This is a genomic window from Nonomuraea sp. NPDC050536 (assembly GCF_044457685.1).
In the GTDB taxonomy this organism is placed as follows: Bacteria; Actinomycetota; Actinomycetes; order Streptosporangiales; family Streptosporangiaceae; genus Nonomuraea.
Genome location: NZ_JBITHD010000009.1, coordinates 323,456 through 345,641, shown reverse-complemented (window position 1 = coordinate 345,641; position 22,186 = coordinate 323,456). Strand labels below are relative to the sequence as shown.

General features: G+C 71.0%; 20 protein-coding genes. 4 read left to right on the top strand and 16 right to left on the bottom strand.

What is annotated here, in order from left to right:
• Window positions 1-7: 7 nt before the first annotated feature.
• From ACIBHX_RS26355 to ACIBHX_RS26345, 3 genes are read right to left on the bottom strand one after another with little or no spacing between them, the layout of a single operon-like run.
• Window positions 8-949, bottom strand: coding sequence for a respiratory chain complex I subunit 1 family protein (locus ACIBHX_RS26355; protein ID WP_397069900.1), 942 nt, complete (start codon window positions 947-949; stop codon window positions 8-10).
• The gene (locus ACIBHX_RS26350; RefSeq protein ID WP_397069899.1) at window positions 946-2,931 is read right to left on the bottom strand and encodes a proton-conducting transporter membrane subunit; all 1,986 of its coding nucleotides are present in this window, start codon (window positions 2,929-2,931) and stop codon (window positions 946-948) included. Before ACIBHX_RS26350 ends, ACIBHX_RS26355 begins: the two co-directional genes overlap by 4 nt.
• On the bottom strand, window positions 2,928-3,395 hold the full coding sequence (locus ACIBHX_RS26345) for an NADH-quinone oxidoreductase subunit B family protein (RefSeq protein WP_397069898.1): 468 nt from the start codon (window positions 3,393-3,395) through the stop codon (window positions 2,928-2,930). The genes ACIBHX_RS26350 and ACIBHX_RS26345 overlap by 4 nt, the downstream gene beginning before the upstream one ends.
• Window positions 3,396-3,570: 175 nt before the next feature.
• Here ACIBHX_RS26345 and ACIBHX_RS26340 point away from each other — a divergent pair, with 175 nt between their 5' ends.
• The 4 genes from ACIBHX_RS26340 to ACIBHX_RS26325 all read left to right on the top strand — a co-directional run bounded on the left by ACIBHX_RS26340 (window position 3,571) and on the right by ACIBHX_RS26325 (window position 7,489).
• A complete protein-coding gene (locus ACIBHX_RS26340) occupies window positions 3,571-5,022 on the top strand; it encodes an MFS transporter (protein WP_397069897.1) in 1,452 nt (483 codons plus the stop codon).
• A gap of 233 nt (window positions 5,023-5,255) precedes the next feature.
• Window positions 5,256-5,657 (top strand): hypothetical protein, encoded by a 402-nt coding sequence (locus tag ACIBHX_RS26335; protein WP_397069896.1) that lies wholly within the window; start codon window positions 5,256-5,258, stop codon window positions 5,655-5,657.
• A gap of 57 nt (window positions 5,658-5,714) precedes the next feature.
• Window positions 5,715-6,068, top strand: a complete 354-nt coding sequence (locus ACIBHX_RS26330) for a nuclear transport factor 2 family protein (RefSeq protein ID WP_397069895.1) — start codon at window positions 5,715-5,717, stop codon at window positions 6,066-6,068.
• 101 nt (window positions 6,069-6,169) lie between these two features.
• Window positions 6,170-7,489, top strand: a complete 1,320-nt coding sequence (locus tag ACIBHX_RS26325; protein ID WP_397069894.1) for an MFS transporter — start codon at window positions 6,170-6,172, stop codon at window positions 7,487-7,489.
• Between the two features lie 16 nt (window positions 7,490-7,505).
• Here ACIBHX_RS26325 and ACIBHX_RS26320 read toward each other — a convergent pair whose 3' ends face one another.
• From ACIBHX_RS26320 to alaS, 13 genes are all read right to left on the bottom strand, one after another.
• The gene (locus ACIBHX_RS26320) at window positions 7,506-7,730 is read right to left on the bottom strand and encodes a hypothetical protein (protein ID WP_397069893.1); all 225 of its coding nucleotides are present in this window, start codon (window positions 7,728-7,730) and stop codon (window positions 7,506-7,508) included.
• Window positions 7,731-7,795: 65 nt separating this feature from the next.
• Entirely contained in the window at window positions 7,796-10,348 is a 2,553-nt protein-coding gene (locus tag ACIBHX_RS26315) for a phenylalanine--tRNA ligase subunit beta (protein ID WP_397069892.1), read from the bottom strand.
• Window positions 10,348-11,409: a phenylalanine--tRNA ligase subunit alpha gene (gene pheS, locus ACIBHX_RS26310; protein ID WP_397069932.1), complete on the bottom strand. Its 1,062-nt coding sequence runs from the start codon at window positions 11,407-11,409 to the stop codon at window positions 10,348-10,350. Before pheS ends, ACIBHX_RS26315 begins: the two co-directional genes overlap by 1 nt.
• 113 nt (window positions 11,410-11,522) lie before the next feature.
• On the bottom strand, window positions 11,523-12,605 hold the full coding sequence (locus ACIBHX_RS26305; protein ID WP_397069891.1) for an ATP-binding protein: 1,083 nt from the start codon (window positions 12,603-12,605) through the stop codon (window positions 11,523-11,525).
• A 50-nt stretch (window positions 12,606-12,655) separates the two neighbouring features.
• Complete coding sequence (locus ACIBHX_RS26300; protein ID WP_397069890.1) at window positions 12,656-13,459, bottom strand: TrmH family RNA methyltransferase; 804 nt, start codon at window positions 13,457-13,459, stop codon at window positions 12,656-12,658.
• A gap of 109 nt (window positions 13,460-13,568) precedes the next feature.
• A complete protein-coding gene (gene rplT / locus ACIBHX_RS26295) occupies window positions 13,569-13,952 on the bottom strand; it encodes a 50S ribosomal protein L20 (RefSeq protein ID WP_397069889.1) in 384 nt (127 codons plus the stop codon).
• 24 nt (window positions 13,953-13,976) lie between these two features.
• The gene (rpmI, locus tag ACIBHX_RS26290) at window positions 13,977-14,171 is read right to left on the bottom strand and encodes a 50S ribosomal protein L35 (RefSeq protein ID WP_157253330.1); all 195 of its coding nucleotides are present in this window, start codon (window positions 14,169-14,171) and stop codon (window positions 13,977-13,979) included.
• Between the two features lie 122 nt (window positions 14,172-14,293).
• The gene (infC, locus tag ACIBHX_RS26285; RefSeq protein ID WP_397069931.1) at window positions 14,294-14,896 is read right to left on the bottom strand and encodes a translation initiation factor IF-3; all 603 of its coding nucleotides are present in this window, start codon (window positions 14,894-14,896) and stop codon (window positions 14,294-14,296) included.
• A gap of 266 nt (window positions 14,897-15,162) precedes the next feature.
• Window positions 15,163-15,975, bottom strand: a complete 813-nt coding sequence (locus tag ACIBHX_RS26280) for a shikimate dehydrogenase (RefSeq protein ID WP_397069888.1) — start codon at window positions 15,973-15,975, stop codon at window positions 15,163-15,165.
• A gap of 414 nt (window positions 15,976-16,389) precedes the next feature.
• Window positions 16,390-17,538, bottom strand: a complete 1,149-nt coding sequence (gene mltG / locus ACIBHX_RS26275) for an endolytic transglycosylase MltG (protein WP_397069887.1) — start codon at window positions 17,536-17,538, stop codon at window positions 16,390-16,392.
• Window positions 17,539-17,743: 205 nt separating this feature from the next.
• Window positions 17,744-19,018 (bottom strand): endolytic transglycosylase MltG, encoded by a 1,275-nt coding sequence (gene mltG / locus ACIBHX_RS26270; RefSeq protein WP_397069886.1) that lies wholly within the window; start codon window positions 19,016-19,018, stop codon window positions 17,744-17,746.
• Entirely contained in the window at window positions 19,015-19,497 is a 483-nt protein-coding gene (gene ruvX / locus ACIBHX_RS26265) for a Holliday junction resolvase RuvX (RefSeq protein WP_397069885.1), read from the bottom strand. Before ruvX ends, mltG (ACIBHX_RS26270) begins: the two co-directional genes overlap by 4 nt.
• A gap of 1 nt (window position 19,498) precedes the next feature.
• Window positions 19,499-22,180 carry an alanine--tRNA ligase gene (gene alaS / locus ACIBHX_RS26260; RefSeq protein ID WP_397069884.1) on the bottom strand — a complete coding sequence of 894 codons (2,682 nt, stop codon included), beginning with the start codon at window positions 22,178-22,180 and terminating at the stop codon, window positions 19,499-19,501.
• Between the last annotated feature and the right edge of the window lie 6 nt (window positions 22,181-22,186).

Below are 22,186 nucleotides of genomic sequence, written 5' to 3'. Positions count from 1 at the left end.
GGTCACCTCACGCCAGGAAGAAGGAGGCGGCGACCGCCAGCAGGGCCATGAGGAACGACCCGGCGAGCAGTTCGGGGACGCGGAACAGGCGGATCTTGGCCATGAACACCTCTCCTGCGGCCAGCGCCCCGCCCAGCACGGTGACCTTGCCGGCGAACGCGGCGCTCGCCACGGCCAGCGCCGCGGGCCCCGCGCCGGCGGTGGCGATGCCCAGCGGCGCGAACAGGCTGGCCAGCAGCCCGAGCATGACGGTGAGCCGCATCGCCGAGGCCCATTCGATGAGCGCCAGGTCGGGACCGGAGTATTCGAGGATCATCGCCTCGTGGATCATGGTGAGCTCGAGGTGGGTCGAGGGGTTGTCGACCGGGATGCGGCCCGCCTCGGCGAGGGTGACCACGCCGAGCGCGACGGCGGCCAACAGGCTCACCGGGGAGATCACCGACAGCGGGCTGCCGGCGGTGGCGGTGACGATGGCCCCCAGGTTGGTCGTGCCGACGCGTACGGACAGGGCGAACACCGACAGCAGGATCGTGGGCTCGACCAGGGCGAGCACGGTCATCTCGCGGCTGGCGCCCATGCCGCCGAAGGCGGTGCCCGTGTCGATGCCGCCCAGCGCGAGCGCAACCGAGCCGAGCGCGAGCAGGGCGGTGACGGCGAACAGGTCGGCCATGTCGTCCAGCGGCGAGCCGGCGGTGACCAGCGGCACGACGGCGGCCACGACCAGGGCCGTCCCCGCCAGCAAAAGCGGCGCGGACCTGAACACCCAGCCGGTGCCGTCAGGGGTGATGGCCTGCTTACGGGTGAGTTTGCGCAGGTCGCGCCAGGGTTGCAGGATCCCGGCCCCGGCGCGGCCCTCGAGCCGGGCGCGGATCTGCCGCATCACGCCGACCAGCAGCGGCGCGCCGCCCGCGACGAGGACGAGCTGGATGATCATGCCGGTCCAGTTCACGAGATCACCGCCAGCACGATCAGCGCCCCGGTCAGCGCGTAGAAGCCGTAGGACAGATAACGGTGGACACTGCCGTCGGCCAGGCGGCGCGCCCGCTGCCCGAGCGCGGTCACGGCGGCCAGCACCGGCTCGTACAGCCGCCGCTCGACCCGGTCGGGCACGCGGGAGCGGAAGTCGACGTGCTCGACGAGGTAGCCGGACTCCTCGACGGCGACCACGTCGATGGCGCTCTCGGGCTGCAGCGCGTCGACGAAGACCCGCTGCAGCGGCTCGGCGAAGGAGGTGGCGGTGTATTCGGTGCGGGCCGACATCGGGCCGGCGCCGCAGTCCCACATCCGGGCCGTGCGGCGCTGCCTGCGCCCCGCCACCAGGCGGACCAGCAGCGCCAGCACGGCCACCGAGCAGCACAGCGTGAAGGCGATGAGCAGCGGCGAGATCGACGCGGTGATCCTGGTCAGCCGCATCGTCACCTCGCCGGCGACGGCGCCCTCCTCCGGGATCACCCGCCCGACGGCTCCGGCCAGCGCGGGCGCGACCAGCGTCGGGTTGAGCGCGAGGAACAGGCACGCCGCGGCGGCCAGCGCCATCCCCCACACCATCGGCCGCGGGCTCTCCACGGCCCGCTCGGCCCCGGCGCCGCGCGGCCTGGCCAGGAACCCGACGCCGAACGCCTTCACGAACGTGGCCACCGCCAGCCCCGCCGACAGCGCGATCGCGCCCACGGCCAGCGGCATCGTGACCGCGCCCGCCACGCCCGAGGACGGCAGCGCGTGGATGAGGCTCTGCAGCAGCAGCCACTCGCTGACGAACCCGTTGCCCGGCGGCAGCGCCGACGCGCAGATCGCCCCGACCGCGAACAGCATGGTGGTGTACGGCATGCTCGTCCGGAGCCCGCCGAGGGCGTCCAGGTCGCGGGTGCCGGTGGCCTGCTGGACCGAGCCGGCGGCCTGGAACAGCAGCGTCTTGAACGCGGCGTGGTTGACCACGTGCAGCAGCCCCGCGGTGAGCGCGAGCCCGGCCAGCAGGGTGGCGCCGTCGGCGGCGAAGAACCCGGCGGCTCCGACGCCGATGAGGACCAGGCCCATGTTCTCGGTCGAGGAGTAGCCGAGCAGGCGTTTCACATCGGTGGCCATGGCGGCCTGCAGCACGCCGTACAGCGCGGACAGGGCGCCGAGGGCGAGCACGATCCACCACCACCAGCCGGGCCCGCCGCGCAGCAGGTCGAGCCCGACCCGGACGATGCCGTAGACGCCGAGGTTGACCATGGCGCCGCTCATGAGAGTGGCGGCCGGGCTCGGGGCTTCGGGGTAGGCCCTGGGGAGCCAGACGTGCAGGGGGACGATCCCGGCCTTCGACGCGAAGCCCAGCAGGGTCGCCAGGAAGATCACGTTACGCTCGGCGGGGCTGAGGGTCGCGGCGCGCAGCTGGTCGAAGGACTCTCCCCCGGCTTCGGCGGCCAGGTAGCACAGGCCGCACAGGATGCCGACCAGGCCGAGCTGGGTCATCACGCCGTACCAGAGGCCGGCCCTGGCGACCTCGGGTCGTTCGCGGTGCTCGGCCAGGACGAGGATGAGCGAGGTGACGGCCATCAGCTCCCAGCACGCCAGGAACGTGCTCACGCCGGCGGCCGCGGGCACCAGCAGCATGGCGGCCACGAAGAGCGGGACCACGGCCCGGCCGCGGCCCGGTCTGTGGCCGATGCCGTAGACGGCCGCGCAGAGGGTGACCGCGCCCGTGATGGCGGTGAACAGCCCGCCCACGGGGTCGAGGGCCAGCCGTACCCCTGACAGTGGCAGCAACCATGGCAGCCAGGCCGACCAGCCATGACCCAGCATGGCCTGGCAGCCTGCGACGGCCGCGCAGCCGCCCGCCGCGGCCAGCACCACGCCTGCTGCGGCCCGCCCGAAGGCGCCCGGGCCGCGGACGAGGCCGAGCAGGGCCGAGGCCAGGCACAGGCCCAGCGCCCACGCGTAGACCGTCATCGGCCGGTCATCCCGCGCAGCGCGTCGATGATGGCCTCGGGCCGTGGCGGGCAGCCGCGGACCTCGACGTCGACCGGCAGCACGTCGGACACCGAGCCCGCCACGCCGTACGCTCCCGCGAACACCCCGCAGTCGCGCGCGCAGTCGCCCAGCGCGATGACCCGGCGAGGCTCGGGCACGGCCTCGTAGGTGCGGCGCAGCGCCACCTCCATGTTGCGCGTCACCGGGCCGGTCACCAGCAGCACGTCGGCGTGGCGGGGCGAGGCCACCAGCCGCGCGCCGTACCGCTCGGCGTCGTAGACCGGGCCGAAGGCCGAGGCGATCTCGACCTCGCAGCCGTTGCACGAGCCCGCGTCCACGTGCCGGATCTGTACCGACCCGGCGAACTCGCCGGGGCCTTCGGCACGTTCCAGCGGCGGCTCGGCCAGGCGGCCCGCCTTCCTGATCCTGCGCAACAACCCCACGTATGCCTCTCCTCCGCACGTGACCTGCGAAAACGGCAGTGCCTAACTATGCCGCTCCCGTCATCGTCACGCAGCGAGTTCAGACGATTACTTTGCTCTCATGTATGGAATAAATCATTCCGTTCCGATAATCTGAACTTAGAACAGAGCAATCCGTTCCAAGGAAGGAAGTCCAGTGACCGCGATCCTCGAGGCGCCCGCCGCCCCCGTAGCAGCCCCGGACAAGCGCCGCTGGCTGGGCCTGTTCGCCGTGCTGTCGGCGACGCTGATGAACCTGCTCGACTCGACCGTGGTCAACGTGGGCGGCCCCGCCATCCGCGCCGACCTGGGCGGCGGATACGCCAGCCTGCAGTGGATCGCCGCCGGTTACACCCTCGCCCTGGCCGTCGGGCTGCTGACCGGCGGGCGGTTCGGCGACATGTTCGGCCGCAAGCGGATGATGATGATCGGCACGGCCGGCTTCGTGCTCACCTCGCTGGCCTGCGCGCTGGCCCCCACGCCCGAGGTGCTCATCGCGGCGCGCGTGGTGCAAGGGCTCTTCGGCGCGATGCTGATCCCGCAGGGCTTCGGCCTGATCCGCGACATGTTCCCGCCGAACGAACTGGGCAAGGCCTTCGGCGCGTTCGGCCCGGTGATCGGGCTGGCCACGATCCTCGGCCCGATCGTCGCCGGGGTGCTCGTGGACGCCGACCTGCTGGGCACCGGCTGGAGGATGATCTTCCTGATCAACCTGCCGCTCGGCGCGTTCGCGCTGGCCACCGGGGCCAAGGTGCTGCCGTCCGTACCCTCCGCCGCCCGCTCGACCCGGCTCGACCTGGCCGGTGTGGTGCTGGCGGGCGCCGCGATGATGCTGCTGATCTTCCCGCTGGTGCAGGGTCGCGAGCTGGGCTGGCCGGCCTGGACGCTGGCGATGATGGGCGCCTCGGTCCCGCTGTTCGCCGCCTTCGGCGTCCACCAGCTGCGCCGCAAGCGGGCCGGTGCCGACACCCTGGTCGAGCCGAGCGTGTTCGCCAAGCGCTCCTACACCTCCGGCGTGCTCTTCGTGATCGTCTTCTTCGGCGCGGTGTGCGGGTTCTCGCTGGCCACCGGGATGTTCCTGCAGCTCGGGCTGGGCTACTCGGCGCTGCGCGCGACGCTGACGATGTCGAGCTGGGCGGTCGGCGCCTTCCTCGGCACGGGCTTCGCGGCCACCAAGACCGCGAAGCTCGGCCGCCGGATCCTGCACGTGGGCCTGGCCCTGATGGCGGTGGGGCTGGTCGCGCTGTACGCGGTGTTCCAGCTGGCCGGCTCCGGGGTGGCGGCGTGGCACCTGATCGTCCCGATGTTCGCCTTCGGCGCGGGGATGGGCATGATCTTCGTGCCGCTGTTCGACATCATCATGGGCGAGGTCGAGGACCACGAGGTGGGCTCCGCGGCCGGGGCGCTGGAGAGCATCCAGCAGCTCGGCGCCTCCCTGGGCGTGGCGGTTCTGGGCACGGTCTTCTTCGGCCGGATCGGGGCGCACGCTCCCGGCACCGCTCCCCTGGTCGCGGTGCACGCCGCCCAGGTGACCATCCTGATCACGCTCGCGCTGACGGCGCTGGCCTTCGCGATCGGCTTCCTCCTGCCTCGGAAGGCGCGCGGCTGACCCACCCTCCCACGACCCGCCCCCACCCCGGGGGCGGGTCTTTTCGCACCCAACTCCGCCCTGGGGTTGGGTCTTTTGGCACCCACTCCGCCCTGGGGTTGAGTCTTTTGAGGTTTTTGTTCTTGCAGGTCACGGCGGACATAGCGGGTCGCATTACCTGGCGCGTAATCGCGCCGCCTATGCGGTGAATGACACGGTTCTCATGTCCGCAAGAACGCAACGAGGAGCCCGAGATGACCTTCCTGACCGCCACCGCCGACCGCACCAAGTTCCTGCGCATCGCGCTGGCCCTCGACGCCGTCGTCACCGGCGTCAACGGGCTGGTCTACCTCGTGGCCGCGGGCCCCGTGGGCGACCTGCTCGGCCCGGCGCCGGCGGTGCTGCGCGAGATCGGCGTCTTCCTGCTGGTGTACGGCGCGGCCGTCGGCTTCCTGGCCACCCGCGCCACGATCAGCCCGGCGGGAATCAAGGCCGTCATCGGCCTCAACATCGTCTGGACCCTGGCCAGCGTCGCCGCCGTGATCGCCGGGGCGCTGGACCTCACGACGCTGGGCGCGATCTGGGCCATCGCCCAGGCGCTGGTGGTCGGGGTCTTCGCCGAGATCCAGATCATGGGCCTGCGCAGGACCCGCTAGCCACGGCCCGGAAGGGCCCCTGTACCTAAACCCGCAATATCACTGAGAGGACACATCATGACCATCGTTGAGCGCTACATCGCCGCCTGGAACGAGACCGACGCCGACGCCCGCGCCAAGGCCGTGGCCGAGCTGTGGACCGAGGACGGCACCTACACCGACCCGCTGGCCGACGTCGCAGGGCACGAGGCGATCGCGGCGGTGATCGAGGGAGCGCAGGGCATGTTCCAGGGCTTCGTCTTCAGCGCGGGTGAGGTCTACGACGCCCACCACGACGTCGCCCGCTTCACCTGGCACCTGGGCCCCGAGGGGCAGGAGCCGGTGGTGGTCGGCTTCGACGTGGTGCAGCTGGCCGAGGACGGCAGGATCCGCAGGGTGCTCGGGTTCCTGGACAAGGTGCCCGCCGCCTGAACCCTGGTATGACAGCCCCCCGGGACACCGTCCCGGGGGGCTTGCTGTTGCGCGGAAAATCATTTGCCCGGCCCCGCGACCGCACCGCACAATGTGGCTTCGTGTCCGATCAGCTACGACGCCTGCTCCGTCATCTCGCGCTCGACCTCGGGCCGCTGCGCGCATCGCGCGATTTCCGGCTGCTGATGGCCTCCGGCGTGATCACCATGTTCGGCACGTTCATCACGATGGTGGCCGTGCCGTACCAGATGAAGCAGCTGACCGGCTCCTACCTGGCCGTCGGCCTGGTGAGCCTGGCGGAGTTCGTGCCGATGGTGATCTGCGGGCTGTGGGGCGGCGCGATCGCCGACGCGCTCGACCGGCGCAAGGTCATCCTGCTCAGCGAGCTCGGGCTGCTGGTCACCTCGTCCCTGCTGATGGTCAACGCGCTGCTGCCGCACCCGCAGGCCTGGGTGCTGTACGTGGTGGGCGCGATCTCGACCGGCATCGCCTGCCTGCAGCGCCCCAGCATGGAGGCGCTGATCCCGCAGGTGGTGCGGCACGACCAGCTGGGCGCGGCGGCGGTGCTGACGAGCCTGCGGTGGAACTTCGGCGCGATCGTGGCCCCGGCCGTGGGCGGGCTCCTGGTGACGGCGTTCGGCGCGGCCACCGCCTACGCGATCGACGCGGTCAGCTTCGTGCTGTCGCTGGTGCTGCTGTGGCGGATCGCCTCGGCCCCGGCCGCCGAGGACGCCGAGCCCGCCTCGCTGCGGTCAATGGTGGAGGGCGTGCGCTACGCGGTACGGCGCAGCGACCTGGTGGGCACCTACCTGGTCGACATCGCGGCGATGGTGTTCGCGATGTCGACGGCGCTGTTCCCGTTCCTGGCCGACGAGCTGGGCGCGCCGGGAGCCCTGGGTCTGCTGTATTCGGCCAGCTCGGTGGGCTCGCTGATCGCCTCGCTGACCGGCGGCTGGACCTCGCGCGTGCACCACCACGGGCTCGGCGTGATCCTGGCCGCGGCGATCTGGGGGGTCGCGGTGGCGCTGGCCGCGGCGATCCCGAACGTGTGGGCGGTGTTCGCCTGCCTGGCGCTGGCCGGCGCGGCGGACATGATCAGCGGGATCTTCCGCTCGACGATGTGGAACCAGACGATCCCGAACGAGCTGCGCGGCAGGCTGGCCGGCATCGAGCTGCTGTCCTACGCCAGCGGCCCGATGCTGGGCAACGCGCGGGCGGGCCTGATGGCCCAGCTCGGCGGGGCGCGCTTCTCGCTGGGGCTGGGCGGGGCGCTGTGCGTCGGCGCGGTGGCCGGGCTCGGCCTGCTGCTGCCGCGCTTCCGGCGCTACGACGCGCGCACCGACGAGCACGCGCTGGCCGAGAAGGCGCGCCGAGCTCAGGCGTCCTTGGAGAACACGGCCAGCGCCTCAGCGTCGGAGTAAGCCCGCAGCACGCGGCTCATCCGGTCTCGACCCACCCGTCGTGCTCCCAGGCCAGCGCCTCCACCACAGCGGGGTCGAACCCGTCGGCCTCGACCACCCACTGCGCGTCCTCGGCGTCGTCCTCCCCCGCGAGCGTCTCGCGCACCACCCGGGGCGCGCCGAGCTCCGGATACCGCTCACCCAGCCTCCGCGCCACCTCTTCGGCGTCGTCCCGCTCGGGGAACACCAGCAGCTGCGTCATCCCACCTCCCCAACGACGCAGGGCTGGTACGGCGTGCCGTACCAGCCCTGCTCGGCGAACAAACCTCAGGCGCCGCGCAGCTGGGCGCCCACGCGGTCGGCGGCGACCGCGACGGCGGCGTCGCGGGCGGCCGTGGTCTCCTCGACGGTCAGCGTCCGGTCGTGGGCGCGGAACCGCAGCGTGTAGGCCAGCGACTTGTGCCCCTCGCCCGCCTGCGACCCGGTGTAGACGTCGAACAGCCGGATCGACTCCAGCAGCTCGCCCGCCCCGTCGCGCAGCGCCGCCGCGACGTCCGCCTCGGGCGTGAAGTCGGGCACGATGAGCGCGACGTCCTGGGTGGCGACCGGGTAGGCCGGCACATCCGGCGCCTGGACCGGGCCGTCGAGCGGGAGCCGCGACAGCTCCAGCTCCATGGCGCCGGTGCGCGGCGGCAGGCCATAGGCCTCGATGACGCGCGGGTGCAGCTCACCGGCGTGGCCGACGAGCGTGTCGCCGACGTACAGCGCGGCGCAGCGGCCCGGGTGCCACGGCTCGTGCTGGTCGGCGACCACCGACAGCTCGATGCCCGCTTCGGCGGCCACCTGGCGGGCGGCCTGCACGGCGTCGGCCCACGACGCCTGCCGTCCGGACCCCCACCAGCCGGACCGGTCGAACTCGCCCGCCAGCACGGCGGCGACCCGCTGCGGCTGGTCGGGCAGCGCGGCCGCGATCGAGGCCAGCTCCTCCTCGGTCGGCCTGCGCTCGACACCCAGCACCGGAGCGGTGGCCGGCGCGCCCTCGCGCGGACGGAAGACCAGGCCGGTCTCGAACAGCGCCACGTCGGAGAAGCCGCGCCCGACGTTGCGCACCAGGGTCTTCAGCAGCCCCGGCAGCAGCGTCGTGCGCATCAGCGGCTCGTCGTCGGACAACGGGTTGGCCAGACGCATCGCGTGGCGGCGCGGGTCGTCGGCGGGCAGCTGCAGGTTGTCCAGGTCGGCCTGCCCGATGAACGGGTAGGACAGCACCTCGACGTAGCCGGCCCCGGCCAGCGCGCGGCCGACCCGGCGGCGCAGCCGCTGCTCCTCGGTCAGCCCGGCGCCCGCGGGCGCCTTGGGCAGCACCGACGGCAGCTCGGCGTACCCCTCGAGCCTGATGACCTCCTCGGCCAGGTCGTTGGGGTCGGTCAGGTCGGTGCGCCAGGACGGCGGCGTCACGGTGATCATGTCGTCGCCGTCCACGGCCAGCTTGCTGGCCACCTCGCCGCCGGTGATGACCGCGGTCGGCTCGACCCCGCCCGTCCGCACGGCCGGGTCGCTGCCGTCGGCCACCGTGCAGCCGAGCTGCTCCAGCCGCCGCACCACCGTCTCCTTGGAGTACGGCGCGCCGGCCACCCGCCCGGGGTAGTCGGCGGGGATGGCGATCCTGGCCGGGCTGACCTCGACCTCGGCGTGGGTGACGCCGGGCTGGGCGGTGGCGCCGCCGAGCTCGGCCAGCAGCCGGACCGCCCGCCACGAGGCGACGAGCGGCAGCTCGCGGTCGACGCCGCGCTCGAACCGCTTGGACGACTCCGAGATCAGCTTGTGCTTGCGCGACTCGCGGGAGATGCCGGGCGCGGAGAAGTGCGCCGCCTCGATCACGATGTCGACGGTGTCGTCGGAGATCTCGGTGGCCAGGCCGCCCATGGTGCCGGCCATCGAGATCGGGCCCGACTCGTCGGTGATCAGGATGTCCTCGCCCGGGTGCAGGGTGCGCACCACGTGGTCGAGGGTCTCCAGCGTCTCGCCCGGCTCGGCCCGCCGTACGACGATCTCGCCGGTGAGCTTGGCCCGGTCGAAGGCGTGCAGCGGCTGGCCCATCTCCAGCATCACGTAGTTGGTGATGTCGACGGCCAGCGACACCGGCCGCACCCCGGCGCGGTTGAGCCGCACGCGCATCCACAGCGGGCTGGTGGCCTCCGGGTCGAAGCCGTGCGCCTCGCGCAGCACGAACCGGTCGCACGCGGTGGGGTCGGCGATCCTGGCGGGCCAGGCCGATCCCTGCGCGGTCGGCGGCTCCAGCCCGGCGGGGTCGTGGAACGGCACGTCGAAGGCGATCGCGACCTCGCGTGCCACGCCGCGCATGGACAGCGCGTAGCTGATGTCGGGCGAGATCTCCATCTCGATGACGTCGTCGCGCAGCCCGAGCAGCTCGACCACGTCGGTGCCGATCGGGGTGTCGGCGGGCAGCACCATGATGCCGTCGTGGTCGTCGCCGAGGCCGAGCTCGCGCTCGGAGCAGATCATGCCCTCGGACATGCGGCCGTACGTCTTGCGTGCGCCGACCTCGAACCCGCCGGGCAGCACGCCGCCGGGCAGGACCACGGGCACGCGGTCACCGGCCACGAAGTTGGTGGCGCCGCAGACGATCTCGCGCGGCGTCGCCTCGCCGACCTCGACCTTGCAGTGGCGGATCGGCTTCTTGAAGCCGGCCAGCTCCTCGACCTCGAGCACCTCGCCGACCACGACGTTCTTGACGTCGTGGCCGTAGGGGATGATCCGCTCGAGCGTGAGCCCTGCGGCGGTGAGCCTGTCGGCTACCTCCTGCGCGGTCACCGGCGGAAGATCGACGTACTCCCGCAGCCAGGAAAGCGGGGCCTTCATCAGATCTCCATTCCGAACGGAAGCGAGAAGCGCACGTCGCCCTCGACCATGTCACGCATGTCCTCGACGTTGTGGCGGAACATCAGCGACCGCTCGATGCCCATGCCGAAGGCGAACCCGGAGTAGCGGGCCGGGTCGACGCCGCAGGCGATGAGCACGCGCGGGTTGACCATGCCGCAGCCGCCCCACTCGATCCACCCCTCGCTCTTGCAGGTGCGGCAGGGCGGGTTGCCGGGGACGGCGGAGGTGCCGCGGCAGACGAAGCACTTCAGGTCCACCTCGGCCGACGGCTCGGTGAAGGGGAAGTAGTGCGGCCTGAACCGGGTCGTGATGCCCTCTCCGAACGTCACCTCGGCGAAGCGGTCGAGGGTGCCCTTCAGGTGGGCCATCGTCAGGCCCTCGTCGACGGCCAGGCCCTCGACCTGGTGGAAGACGGGGGTGTGGGTGGCGTCGAGCTCGTCGGTGCGGAACGTCTTGCCCGGCGCGACCACGTAGACCGGCAGCTCACGGCTCAGCAGCGCGCGGATCTGCACCGGGCTCGTCTGGGTCCTGAGCACCATGCCGGACTCGGTCCCACCGTGGGGATCCTCGACGAAGAACGTGTCGTGGTCGGAGCGGGCCGGGTGGTCCTTGGAGATGTTGAGCGCGTCGAAGTTGAACCACTCGCCCTCCAGCTCGGGCCCCTCGGCCACCTCGTAGCCCATCGCGACGAAGGTGTCGGCGATGCGCTCCTGCATGGTGGTCAGCGGGTGGCGGGCGCCCTGCGGGCGCCGGTCCCAGGGCAGGGAGACGTCGACGGTCTCCTCGACGAGCACCCGCGCGTCGCGCTCGGCCTCCAACTCGGCCTGCCGTGCGGCCAGCGCCTCGTTGATCGCCTTGCGGGCGCCGCCGACGCGCTTGCCCGCCTCTGCGCGGGCGGCCGGGGGCAGGGCGCCGATCTCCCGGTTGGCCAGCGCGATGGGCGAGCGGTCTCCGGCGTGCGCGAGCCGTACCTGCTTGAGTGCGTCGAGGGAGTCGGCCGCCTTGATCGCCGCGAGGGCGTCGGCCTCCATGCGCGACATCTCGTCGGCATGCAACGGTGTGACCTCGACGGGGTCGTAGTCAGACAAGAGTGAGCTCCGTATCCAGGGCTTGAGCGGGAAAAGTCTAACGGTGGGAGCCCACCGGAAGTCCCCTACGCGAAGTCGGGTGTGCCGGTGGGCACGGTAAATCGGAACTCCGCCCCGCCCTCGGGCGCGCGCTGCACGGTGATCGTGCCGCCGTGCGCCTCGACCAGACCCTTGACGATGAACAGGCCCAGCCCGGTGCCGCCGCGGCGGCGGCTGTTGCCCCGCCAGAACTGCCGGAAGACGCGCGGAGCCAGCTCGGGCTCGATGCCCTCGCCCTGGTCGCGCACCGACACGGCAACTCCCCATCCGACGGATTCGATGTCTATTGTCACGGTACCGCGTCCGTGCCGCAGCCCGTTTTCCACCAGGTTAGCGAGGATCTGGTCAACCTTGTCCTGGTCAAGCCAGGTCTCGGGCAGGTCGTCGGTCACGGCGAGCCGGAAGCGGTCCTCCGGCTCACCCGCCGCGACGCGGCCGGCGATGATGCGCCTGGCCCTGGCGGGCACGTCGACGACCTGCCTGTGCACCTCCAGGCGGCCCGACTCGATGCGCGAGACGTCGAGCAGCTCGGTGATGAGGCGGGTGACGCGGTCAGCGTCGTTGTTGACGGTCTCGAGCATGACCCGCTTCTGCTCGTCGGTGAAGCGGGTCCACTTGGCCAGCAGCGTGGCGGTGAACCCCTTGACGCTGGTCAGCGGGGAGCGCAGCTCGTGGGCGACGGTGGAGACCAGGTCGGCGCGGCTGCGTTCGAGGCGGGCGCGGGCGCCGCCGTCGCGCAGCGTGATCGCGACCTTGACGACGTCGCCACCGCGTTCGGGCTCGCGCACCAGCCGGGCCGCGACATACAGCTCCTGGCCGCCGGGCAGATGCAGCGGCTTCTCCGGGACCCTGGATCGGGTGCGCAGCCCGCCCTCGGGGTCGAGCGCCTTCCACCACTCGCGGCCGTCGTGGTCGCGGAAGGGGAAGATCTCGTTCATGTCCTTGCCGGCGGCCCGCTCGGGCGTGACACCGGTGAGCCGGGCGGCGGCGCGATTGACGGCCAGCACCCGGCCGAACCTGTCCGCGACGATCAACCCGTCAGGCAGGTCGTCGATCGCGATCGTGCACACGGAGGCGCCCACCCGCCCTTCGGTGTCCGAGCCGTGCACGACCTCGCCTCCTCCGCCTACATCGCCGACAATAGCGGGTTTCCCGCCGCCTAGGGCACCCGCTGAGAGCGGGCGGATGCGTAAAGGCACACCGCGGCGGCCGTGGCGAGGTTGAGACTTTCCGCCTTGCCGTAGATGGGAACCCTGACCACGTCGTCGGCGAGGGCGAGCACGTCGTCGGGCAGTCCCCACGCCTCGTTGCCGAAGATCCACGCGGTCGGGCCCGACAGGTCGACGTCGTCCAGCGTCTTCTGGCCCGCCCCGTCGGCGGCCAGCACGCGCATGCCGCGCTCCTTCAGTGCCCGTACGGCATGCGCCACCGGAGCCCCGGTGACGACGGGCAGGTGGAACAGGCTTCCCGCGCTGGCGCGCACGCACTTGCCGTTGTAAGGGTCGACAGAGGCGTCGGTGAACAGCACGGAGTCCGCGCCGGCGGCGTCGGCCGCGCGCAGCACGGTGCCGGCGTTGCCCGGGTCGCGCACGTGCGCGAGCACGGCGACCAGGCGGGCGTCGGCGGGCACGCCCTCCTCCAGTGGCACGTGGACCAGGCCGCACACGGCCAGCAAGCCCTGCGGGGTGACGGTCTGCGACAGCTCGGCCATGACCTCGCCGCTGGCCAGGTGCACCGGGATGCCCTGTGTGCGGGCCTCGGCGACGATCTCCGCGTGGCGCAGCTCGGCATCGGCGGTGGCGAACAGCTCCACCACCACGCCGTCGAGCTTGAGCGCCTCGCGCACGGCCTGCGGGCCCTCGGCCAGGAACCTGCGGTCCTGCTCACGGAAGGAGCGCTTGGTCAGCCTGCGAGCGGCCTTCACCCGCGGCGACTTGACGTTGGTCAGCTCGGATCCCGCCATGCTCGTCTTTCCCCCTGGTTCGCCCGCCCCGCCTTCCCGTGGAAGGCCGCGCGGGCCGTACACGCGACAAAGGGCCCACCGTCAGGTGGGCCCTCCAGTCAGATGCGCCTCAGCTCGCGGCCGGAGCGTTCACGTTCGCCGGCAGCGCCTTCTTGGCGGACTCGACGAGCGTGGCGAAAGTCTGGGCGTCGTTCACCGCGAGATCGGCCAGGATCTTGCGGTCCACCTCGATGTTGGCCAGACGCAGGCCCTGGATGAGGCGGTTGTAGGTGATGCCGTTCAGCCGTGCCGCGGCGTTGATCCGCTGGATCCACAGGCGGCGGAAAGCGCCCTTGCGGTCCTTGCGGTCACGGTAGGCGTAGGTCATCGAGTGGAGCATCTGCTCCTTCGCCTTGCGGTACAGGCGAGAGCGCTGACCACGGTAACCCGCGGCCCGCTCGAGGACGACCTTGCGCTTCTTCTTGGCGTTGAGCGCCCGCTTCACGCGTGCCATGTTGTATCTCCCCGGGGGTTCGCGCTACTTGGCGAGCAGCTTCTTGATCTTCTTCACGTCGTTGTCGGAGACGACGACCTCGTTCTTGAGACGGCGCGTCAGCGTGGACGACTTCCACTCGTTGTAGTGCGCGCGGGCGGCACGACGGCGCTTGACCTTGCCGGTGCCGGTGAGCCGGAACCGCTTCTTCGCACCGCTGTGCGTCTTCATCTTCGGCATGTCGCCGTCTCTCCCATTCGTCCGTGCCGCATACCGGGCCGGTGCTGGCCGGCCCGGTTACAGCGTCTTCGTCATGCGGTGGCTTGCTCGGGGTGCCGTGTAAGGCTAACCCGAGCCGCGGGTCACCCTTCCTCTACGGAAGGTTCCTCTACGGAGGGCTCCTCGCCGCCACGCTGTGCCTTGGCCGCTGCCCTTTCGGCCTTGGCCTCAGCCTTCTTCTTGTGCGGACCGATCACCATGATCATGTTGCGCCCGTCCTGCTTGGGCTGCGACTCGACGAAGCCGAGCTCCGTCACGTCCTCGGCGAGCCGCTGCAGGAGCCGGAAGCCCAGCTCCGGGCGCGACTGCTCGCGGCCACGGAACATGATCGTGACTTTGACCTTGTCTCCCGCCTTGAGGAACCGCACCACGTGACCCTTCTTGGTCTCGTAGTCGTGCGGGTCGATCTTCGGCCGGAGCTTGATCTCCTTGATGATCGTGTGCGCCTGATTCTTGCGCGCCTCGCGCGCCTTCATCGCGGACTCGTACTTGAATTTGCCGTAGTCCATGAGCTTGCACACGGGCGGTCGAGCCGTTGCCGCGACCTCGACCAGGTCGAGGTCGGACTCCTGGGCGAGCTTCAGTGCGTCGTGAATCGAGACGATCCCGACCTGCTCGCCGTTCGGGCCCACGAGGCGAACCTCAGGAACTCGAATACGCTCGTTGATGCGGGGCTCAGTGCTGATGGGGCCTCCTAGGTTGCGATCCCTACGTGCTCGTCGTGCCGGGAGCTCTCTCTTATACGCGAAAAAGCCCCGCACGTCGCGCATGCGGGGCCACTGAGCTCGTCGGCATCAGTAGCCGTAAGCTCCCCGGAGTAAGTCCGGCGTGATCCTGGACCCGGCCGCCTCTTGGCGACTCAGGTGGGAGGGAGACCTCCGCTTGCGCGTCCAGCAAGGCATGCCGGACCGATCAGGGAGCCACTTTACCACAACCACGAGCGAGCTCAGAATCATCCCGCCCGCCGGCGGAGTTCCGCCTCGCCCGCCGCGCGCATGTCCTCGACCGGGACGTCCGTCCTGCCGGTCATCAGCTCCACCTGCTTGACCGCCTGGTGCAGCAGCATCGCGAAGCCGCTGACCACGCGCCCGCCCGCCGCCTCGACCGTGCTCGCGGCCCTGGTGGGCCAGGGCGCGTAGACGACGTCGAACAGGGCCGGCACGCCTGCCAGCAGCGGGGCGAAGCGGTCACCCGCCTCGCCGGGCAGCGTGGAGATCACCAGGTCCACGTCCAGCAGGGCGTCGAGCTTGTCGAACGTCTCCACACGCAGCGCCACGCCGAGCCGCTCGGCCACCTGCGCTGTCTCCCCCGCCCGCGCCGGGTCCCGCACGGCCAGTGTCGCCGCGCCGAGCCCGAGGGCGCGCAGCGCGCCCAGCGCGGAAGCGGCGGTCGCACCCCCGCCCAGGACCAGCGCCGACGCGGGGTGCACGCCCGCCTCGGCCAGGGCCTGGGTGATGCCGTACACGTCGGTGTTCTCGCCGTGCCTGGCCCCCTCGCGGAAGATCACCGTGTTGGCTCCGCCCACCTCCACGGCCAGCGGCGCCACGGTGTCGAGCAGGGGGAGCACGGCCCGCTTGAGCGGCATCGTCAGCGACAGCCCCGCCCATTCTGGGCCCATCCCGCCGATGACCTCGGGCAGGCGGGCCTCGTCGCACTCGATCGCCTCGTAGCTCCAGCCGTCCAGGCCCATCGCCCGGTAGGCGGCGCGATGGAGACACGGCGAAAGGGAGTGGCCGATCGGCGACCCCAAGACCGCTGCCCGCATCTTCACCCTCCCTCAGTACGGCAAGCCAACCGAACCCTTGTACGGCAAGCCAACCGAACCCATCCAACCAGCTTCCCCACCAGCCCCGAGCCACCCGCCCAATCCGCGTCAACCACGACCCCGCCGCGACCCACACGACCAGGTCTCGCGGCGGTCGCCAGCTTGGCGGTTCCGCCGTCGACCGTTCGCCAAAGCGGCACACGGTATCCAGGTTCCGGGGAAAGCGGTTCCCGGGCGCCGTGACGGCGAGCAAGCGTCACCGACTCGCCGGCAGCGCCGGTCGCGGGCCCTTAACCGGAGTGCGGCGGGCGGCCGGTGGCGGCGGCCCGCCGTACAAGAACACCCTGAAGATCGGGCCCGAAGCTGGAGTGCGGCGGGCGGCCGGAAACGGCGGCTCGCCGTAACTTGAGCTGATCAGCCCCCGTTGGCGCGGTACTCGGTCAGGAGGGCCTGGAACTCGGCCTCGGTGGAGGCGAACTTGGTGACCTTGCTCTTGGGGTCGGTGGCCACGAACCAGAGCCAGTTGCCCTTTTCCGGGTTGAGGGCGGCGTCGATGGCGTGCTCGCCGGGGTTGGCGATGGGGCTGGGCGGCAGGCCGAGGTACTTGTAGGTGTTGTACTTCGATGTGGTGTTCAGGTCCGCGTGGGAGGCCTTGGTGCCGTACTTGTTCAGCGCGTACATGACCGTGCTGTCCATCTCGAGCTTCCTCGGCGGCTGCGAGGAGAGCCGGTTGTAGATGACGCGCGCGATCTTGGGCATGTCCTCGGACCGTCCGGCCTCGGCCTGGACGATGCTGGCGATCGTGATGATCTGCGCCGGGGTGTAGCCGCCGTGCTTGGTGGGGCCCTTGAGGCCGTACTGGTCGGCGGTCTGCTTGTAGCGCTCGACCATCTGGCCCAGCATCTCGGCCGGGGTGGTCTTGGGCTGGAACTCGTAGGTGGAGGGGAAGGCGTATCCCTCCAGGCTCTTGGCGTAGGAGGGCAGCTCGAGGCCCTTGGTGTCCTTGGCGGCGGCCTGGAACGCCTTCTCCGGCTTGCCCGTCTGCTTGGCCAGCAGCGTGATCGTGTCGGACAGCCGCTTGCCCTCGGGGATGGTGACCTTGACCAGCATCCGGTTGTCGGAGCCGAGCATCGCCACCGCGGCCGCGGCGGACATGCCCTTGCGCAGCGTGTAGGTGCCGGGCTGCAGGCTGCCGCTCTTGCCGGCGTTGGTGATGGCGTTGGTGAAGGCCTTGGCGCTGGCTACGACCCCCTGCCGCTCCAGCTCCTCGGCCACGTCGACGGCGTTCTGGCCGTCCTTGATCTCGATCATCACCTCGCCGGAGCCCTCGCCGGAGAAGTCCTTGGGCACCAGCGCGTCGCTGATCCACAGGTAGCCGTAGTAGCCGCCACCGCCGAGGATGCCCGCCAGCACGATGAAGGCGAGCAGCGGGGCCAGGAATCCGCCGCGGTTGCGCCTGCGACGGCGCCTGCGGCCACGTTTGACGGATCCCTTGGAGCGGCGCCCGGAACGACCCTCATCGTCCTCGGCGCCGAGCAGGAAGTCCATGTCGAGATCGTTCATAGCTGCGCTGGCCAATCTCCCGGTATGACCGGTCCGCCGTCAAGCGGTTGTACCGAACCGGAGGGGGTTACCGAGCGGAACGGGGGGATCCACCGGTCATATGCGGACGACCAGCGGCAATCACTCTGGGTAGCCATGCTAGGCGACGGGAAGAGTGCGCGTGCCCCTTCACGGGAGCATCGCGCGGGGGGTGTCCCGGCGAGCATCAATCTTTCCCGAGGTTGGCGTTCAACTCTTCCCGGTATCTCACGAACTCGCTCTCTTTGTCGGTGAATTTGGTGATTCTATGCGCCGGATCCGTCGTGACAAACCAGGTCCAATCCCCCTTGGCTGGGTGCAGGGCCGCCATCAGCGCCTTCTCCCCCGGATTGGAGATCGGCCCCGGCGGCAGCCCTCTGCGGCGGTAGGTGTTGTACGGCGAGCGGACATGGGTGTCACGCTCCGAGACCTTCAGCGTGTGCTTGCCCAGCGCGTACAGGACGGTGCTGTCTATCTCGAGCGGCATGTCGCGGCTGAGCCGGTTGTAGATGACGCGGGCGATCTTCGGATAGTCCTCGTCCTTGCCGCCCTCGGCCTGGAGGATGCTGGCGACGGTGACCGCCTCGAGCGGTGTGAGGTGCACCGCGGCGGCGCGCTTGACGAGGTCGACCTGGCTCGCGGCGGCGTCGAACCGCTCGACCATGGCGGCCAGCAGGTCCGCGGGCTTCTCACCCGGCTCGACCTCGTAGGTGGCGGGGAAGAGGAAGCCCTCCAGCCCGGGAGCGTACTCGGGCAGTCCTACCAGGCCCTTGTCGACGGCCTGCAGGTCCTTCAGCGGCAGGCCGGTCTGCTTGGCCAGGCGCTGCAGCGTCTCGACCAGGCGCAGGCCCTCGGGCACGGTGACCCTGCTGACGACCCTGGCGGCGGGCGACAGCAGCAGGTCCAGGGCCATGCCTGCGGCCATGCCCTTGCGGAGGCGGTAGCTGCCGGGCCTCAGCCTGTCGGCGACCGAGCGGTTCTCGGTGACGTTGACGAAGGAGCGGGCGCTGGCCACGACCCCGGCCTTGGCCAGGAGGGAACCGATGTCGCCCGCGCTGGCCCCTGGATTGATCTTGACGGTCACGGTCTCCGTGCCGGGGCCCTGGAAGTCGTCGGGGCTCAGCATCGGCTTGAGCATCACGTAGGCGCCCCCGCCGAGCACGATCGCCGACGCGGCGGCCCCCGCTGCCAGGATTCCGGCCTTGCGGACCGCGGACCGCTTCTGCTCGGGCGGGCCGCCGTCGTCCGCCCCCTGGCCATCGCCGGCCAGGCTTTCGGCACCCTGCCCCGCATGGCCCTCCGCGCGATCGTCGTGCGGGCCGGAAGGGTCACCGTCGGCCGACGCGGCAGGGGTGTCGTCGTCCGGCGTGTCAGGGCCGGGCGGGTCCTCGTCGTGGTCGGGCGGGCTGACGGGGAAGGGGATCAGGTCGCCGAGCGAGTCGTCGTCGTGTTCCCTGGTCATGAGGCGGGCCCGCCGTCCGCCCCAGGGGGCGGATCGACGGGCCTGCCTGGTGGTCTGTCGGTGGCGCGTTCGGCGTCGAGTGCGTCCTGCAGCAGCACCACGGCCGCCGCCTGGTCGACGACGCCGCGTTGCTTCTTGGCCTTGACGCCGCTGGCCCGCAGCCCCTGCTGGGCGGCCACGGTGGTGAGCCGTTCGTCGAACATGCGCACCGGCGTCGGCGCCAGCCGTACCGCGAGATCATGGGCGAAGGCGCGGGCGATCGCGGCGGCCTGGCCCTCGCGGCCGGACAGCGACGTGGGCAGCCCCACGATCACCTCGATGGCCTCGTGCTCCTGGGCGATCTCGGCGATGCGGTCGAGGTCGCCCTTGCCGCGCCGGACCGTCTCGACCGGCGTGGCCAGCAGCCCCGATGGGTCGCTGCGGGCCACGCCGATGCGGACGGAGCCGACGTCCACGCCGAGGCGTGAGCCGAACCTCATGTCAGCCGAGCTGCCCAGTGATCTGCTCAGCGGTGGCCTGCTCGACCTGCCGCAACGCGTCGTCGACCGACTCCGGCCGCGTGCCGCCGCCCTGGGCCACATCGTCCTTGCCGCCACCGCCACCCCCAAGCGCCTTGGCGGCGACGCCGACCAGTTTCCCGGCCTTGAGCCCCCGCTCGCGCCCCGCCTCGTTCACCGCGGCAACGACCACGGGCCGGTCGGAGGGGACTCCGGCGATGACGATCACCGCCGGACGGTCGGCCGGGAACCTGCCACGCACGTCAAGCGCGAGCTTACGCAGGTCGTCGGCTCCGGTGCCATCAGGCGCGCGGTGTGTCACCAGGGAGACTCCCTGCAGGTCACGCGCCTGCGTGGCGAGCTCGCCGGCGATCTGGAGCACCTGCGCGGAACGCAGCTTCTCCAGCTCCTTCTCCGCGGTGCGCAGCCGGGTGACGATGCCGTCGATGCGCTCGGGCAGCTCCTCGCGGCGCGCCTTGAGCTGCTCGGACACCTGGGCGACCAGCAGCGACTCGCGCGCCAGGAAGCGGAAGGCGTCCAGCCCGACCAGCGCCTCGACGCGGCGCACACCGGCGCCGACCGACTGCTCGCCGAGCACCTTGACCAGGCCGAGCTGGCCAGAGCTGTGCACGTGCGTGCCGCCGCACAGCTCGCGGGAGTAGTCGCCGATCTCGACCACGCGGACCTCGTCGCCGTACTTCTCGCCGAACATGGCCAGCGCGCCCATCGCGCGCGCCTCGGCCTGCGAGGTGTAGAACGCGTTGACCTTCATGTCGTTGATCAGGACGGCGTTGACCTCGTCCTCGACGTCGCGCAGCACGCTCGGCGGGACCGCGCCGGCAGCGGTGAAGTCGAAGCGGAAGCGGCCGGGCGAGTTCTCCGAGCCGGCCTGCGCCGCGGTCTCGCCCAGCGCGTTCTTGAAGCCGCGGTGGACCAGGTGGGTGGCGCTGTGGCTGCGCGAGATCGCGCGGCGCCGCTCGATGTCGACCTCGGCCTGCACCTCGTCGCCGACCTTGAGCTCGCCGGTGCGGACCTTGCCGCGGTGCACGATCAGGCCCTTGAGCGGCGTCTGGACGTCGAGGACGTCGATCTCGGCGCCGGAGGTGCGCAGCACGCCCTGGTCGGCCAGCTGGCCACCGCCCTCGGCGTAGAAGGGCGTACGTCCGAGCACGACCTCGACCGTGGCGCCCGCGCCCGCCGCCGGGACGGAGACACCGTCGACCAGGATGCCGATCACGCTGGAGTCGGCGGTCGTGGTGTCGTAGCCGAGGAAGTCGACCTTGCCCGCCCGCTCGAGCAACTCGCCGAAGACGGAGATGTCGAGGTTGCCGGTCTTCTTGGCCACCGCGTCGGCCTTGGCGCGCTCCCGCTGCTCCTTCATCAGGCGGCGGAAGCCTTCTTCGTCGACCTTGAGCCCCTGCTCGGCCGCCATCTCCAGGGTGAGGTCGATGGGGAAGCCGTAGGTGTCGTGGAGCTGGAAGGCCTGGTCGCCGGAGAGCGTGGTGCCGGACTTGCGCTTGGTCTCCTCGACGGCCACGTCGAAGATCGCGGTGCCGGTGCGGAGCGTGCCGAGGAAGGAGGCCTCCTCCGCGTCGATGACCGCGTGGATCTGCGGCGCGTCGGTCTTCAGCTCGGGGTAGGTCTCGCCCATCGCGTCGATGGTGGTCGCGGTGAGCTCGTGCATGTAGCGCTCGTCGCCGGAGCCGAGCAGGCGCAGGTTGCGGATGGAGCGGCGCAGGATGCGGCGCAGGACGTAGCCGCGGCCCTCGTTGCTGGGCGCGACGCCGTCGGCGACCAGCATGGTGCCGGTGCGGACGTGGTCGGCGATCACCCGGAGGCTGACGTCGGCGCGGTGCTCACGGCCGTAGCGGGTCTTGGTGAGCTCGGCCGCCTTGTCGAGGATCTTGTAGGTGGTGTCGATCTCGTAGAGGTTGTCGACGCCCTGCAGGATCGTCGCCATGCGCTCCAGGCCCATGCCGGTGTCGATGTTCTTGGCGGGCAGTTCGCCCGCCACGTCGAAGTCGACCTTCGAGCGCACCGCGCTGAGCTGGTACTGCATGAAGACGTTGTTCCAGACCTCGAGGTAGCGGTCCTCGTCGGCGACAGGTCCGCCGTCCCTGCCGTACTCGGGGCCGCGGTCGTAGTAGATCTCGGAACAGGGCCCGCCGGGACCGGCCACGCCCATGTGCCAGTAGTTGTCCTCGAGGCCGCGGCGCTGGATGCGATCGGCGGGGACGCCGACCTTACGCCAGATGTCGATCGCCTCGTCGTCGTCGAGGTAGACCGTCACCCACAGCTTCTCCTCGGGGAAGCCGAACCCGCCGTCGGACTCCGACCTGGTCAGCAGCTCCCAGGCGAACGGGATCGCCGACTCCTTGAAGTAGTCGCCGATGGAGAAGTTGCCGAGCATCTGGAAGAAGGTGGCGTGCCGAGTGGTCTTGCCGACCTCTTCGATGTCGGGGGTCCTGACGCACTTCTGCACGCTTGCCAGCCGGGCCGCCGGAGGCTTGCGCTGCCCCAGGAAGTACGGCTTGAAGGGCACCATACCCGCGTTGACCAGGAGTAGCGTTGGGTCCTCTGCGATCAGGCTGGCCGAGGGCACGATCTTGTGCCCACGCTCCTCGAAGAAGCGCAGGAAGCGGCGGGCGATCTCTGCCGACTCCATGGTGGC

Bases quoted from the DNA above. Each gene is read 5' to 3' on its own strand.
- ACIBHX_RS26320 (WP_397069893.1), bottom strand. From the start codon at position 7,730: ATGACGCAGCTGCTGGTGTTCCCCGAGCGGGACGACGCCGAAGAGGTG.
- ACIBHX_RS26335 (WP_397069896.1), top strand. From the start codon at position 5,256: ATGACCTTCCTGACCGCCACCGCCGACCGCACCAAGTTCCTGCGCATC.
- mltG (WP_397069886.1), bottom strand. From the start codon at position 19,018: ATGACCAGGGAACACGACGACGACTCGCTCGGCGACCTGATCCCCTTC.
- ACIBHX_RS26350 (WP_397069899.1), bottom strand. From the start codon at position 2,931: ATGACGGTCTACGCGTGGGCGCTGGGCCTGTGCCTGGCCTCGGCCCTG.
- ACIBHX_RS26300 (WP_397069890.1), bottom strand. From the start codon at position 13,459: ATGGCGGGATCCGAGCTGACCAACGTCAAGTCGCCGCGGGTGAAGGCC.
- ruvX (WP_397069885.1), bottom strand. From the start codon at position 19,497: ATGAGGTTCGGCTCACGCCTCGGCGTGGACGTCGGCTCCGTCCGCATC.
- mltG (WP_397069887.1), bottom strand. From the start codon at position 17,538: ATGAACGATCTCGACATGGACTTCCTGCTCGGCGCCGAGGACGATGAG.
- rpmI (WP_157253330.1), bottom strand. From the start codon at position 14,171: ATGCCGAAGATGAAGACGCACAGCGGTGCGAAGAAGCGGTTCCGGCTC.
- ACIBHX_RS26330 (WP_397069895.1), top strand. From the start codon at position 5,715: ATGACCATCGTTGAGCGCTACATCGCCGCCTGGAACGAGACCGACGCC.
- alaS (WP_397069884.1), bottom strand. From the start codon at position 22,180: ATGGAGTCGGCAGAGATCGCCCGCCGCTTCCTGCGCTTCTTCGAGGAG.
- ACIBHX_RS26315 (WP_397069892.1), bottom strand. From the start codon at position 10,348: ATGAAGGCCCCGCTTTCCTGGCTGCGGGAGTACGTCGATCTTCCGCCG.
- rplT (WP_397069889.1), bottom strand. From the start codon at position 13,952: ATGGCACGCGTGAAGCGGGCGCTCAACGCCAAGAAGAAGCGCAAGGTC.
- pheS (WP_397069932.1), bottom strand. From the start codon at position 11,409: ATGTCGCGCATGGAGGCCGACGCCCTCGCGGCGATCAAGGCGGCCGAC.
- ACIBHX_RS26280 (WP_397069888.1), bottom strand. From the start codon at position 15,975: ATGCGGGCAGCGGTCTTGGGGTCGCCGATCGGCCACTCCCTTTCGCCG.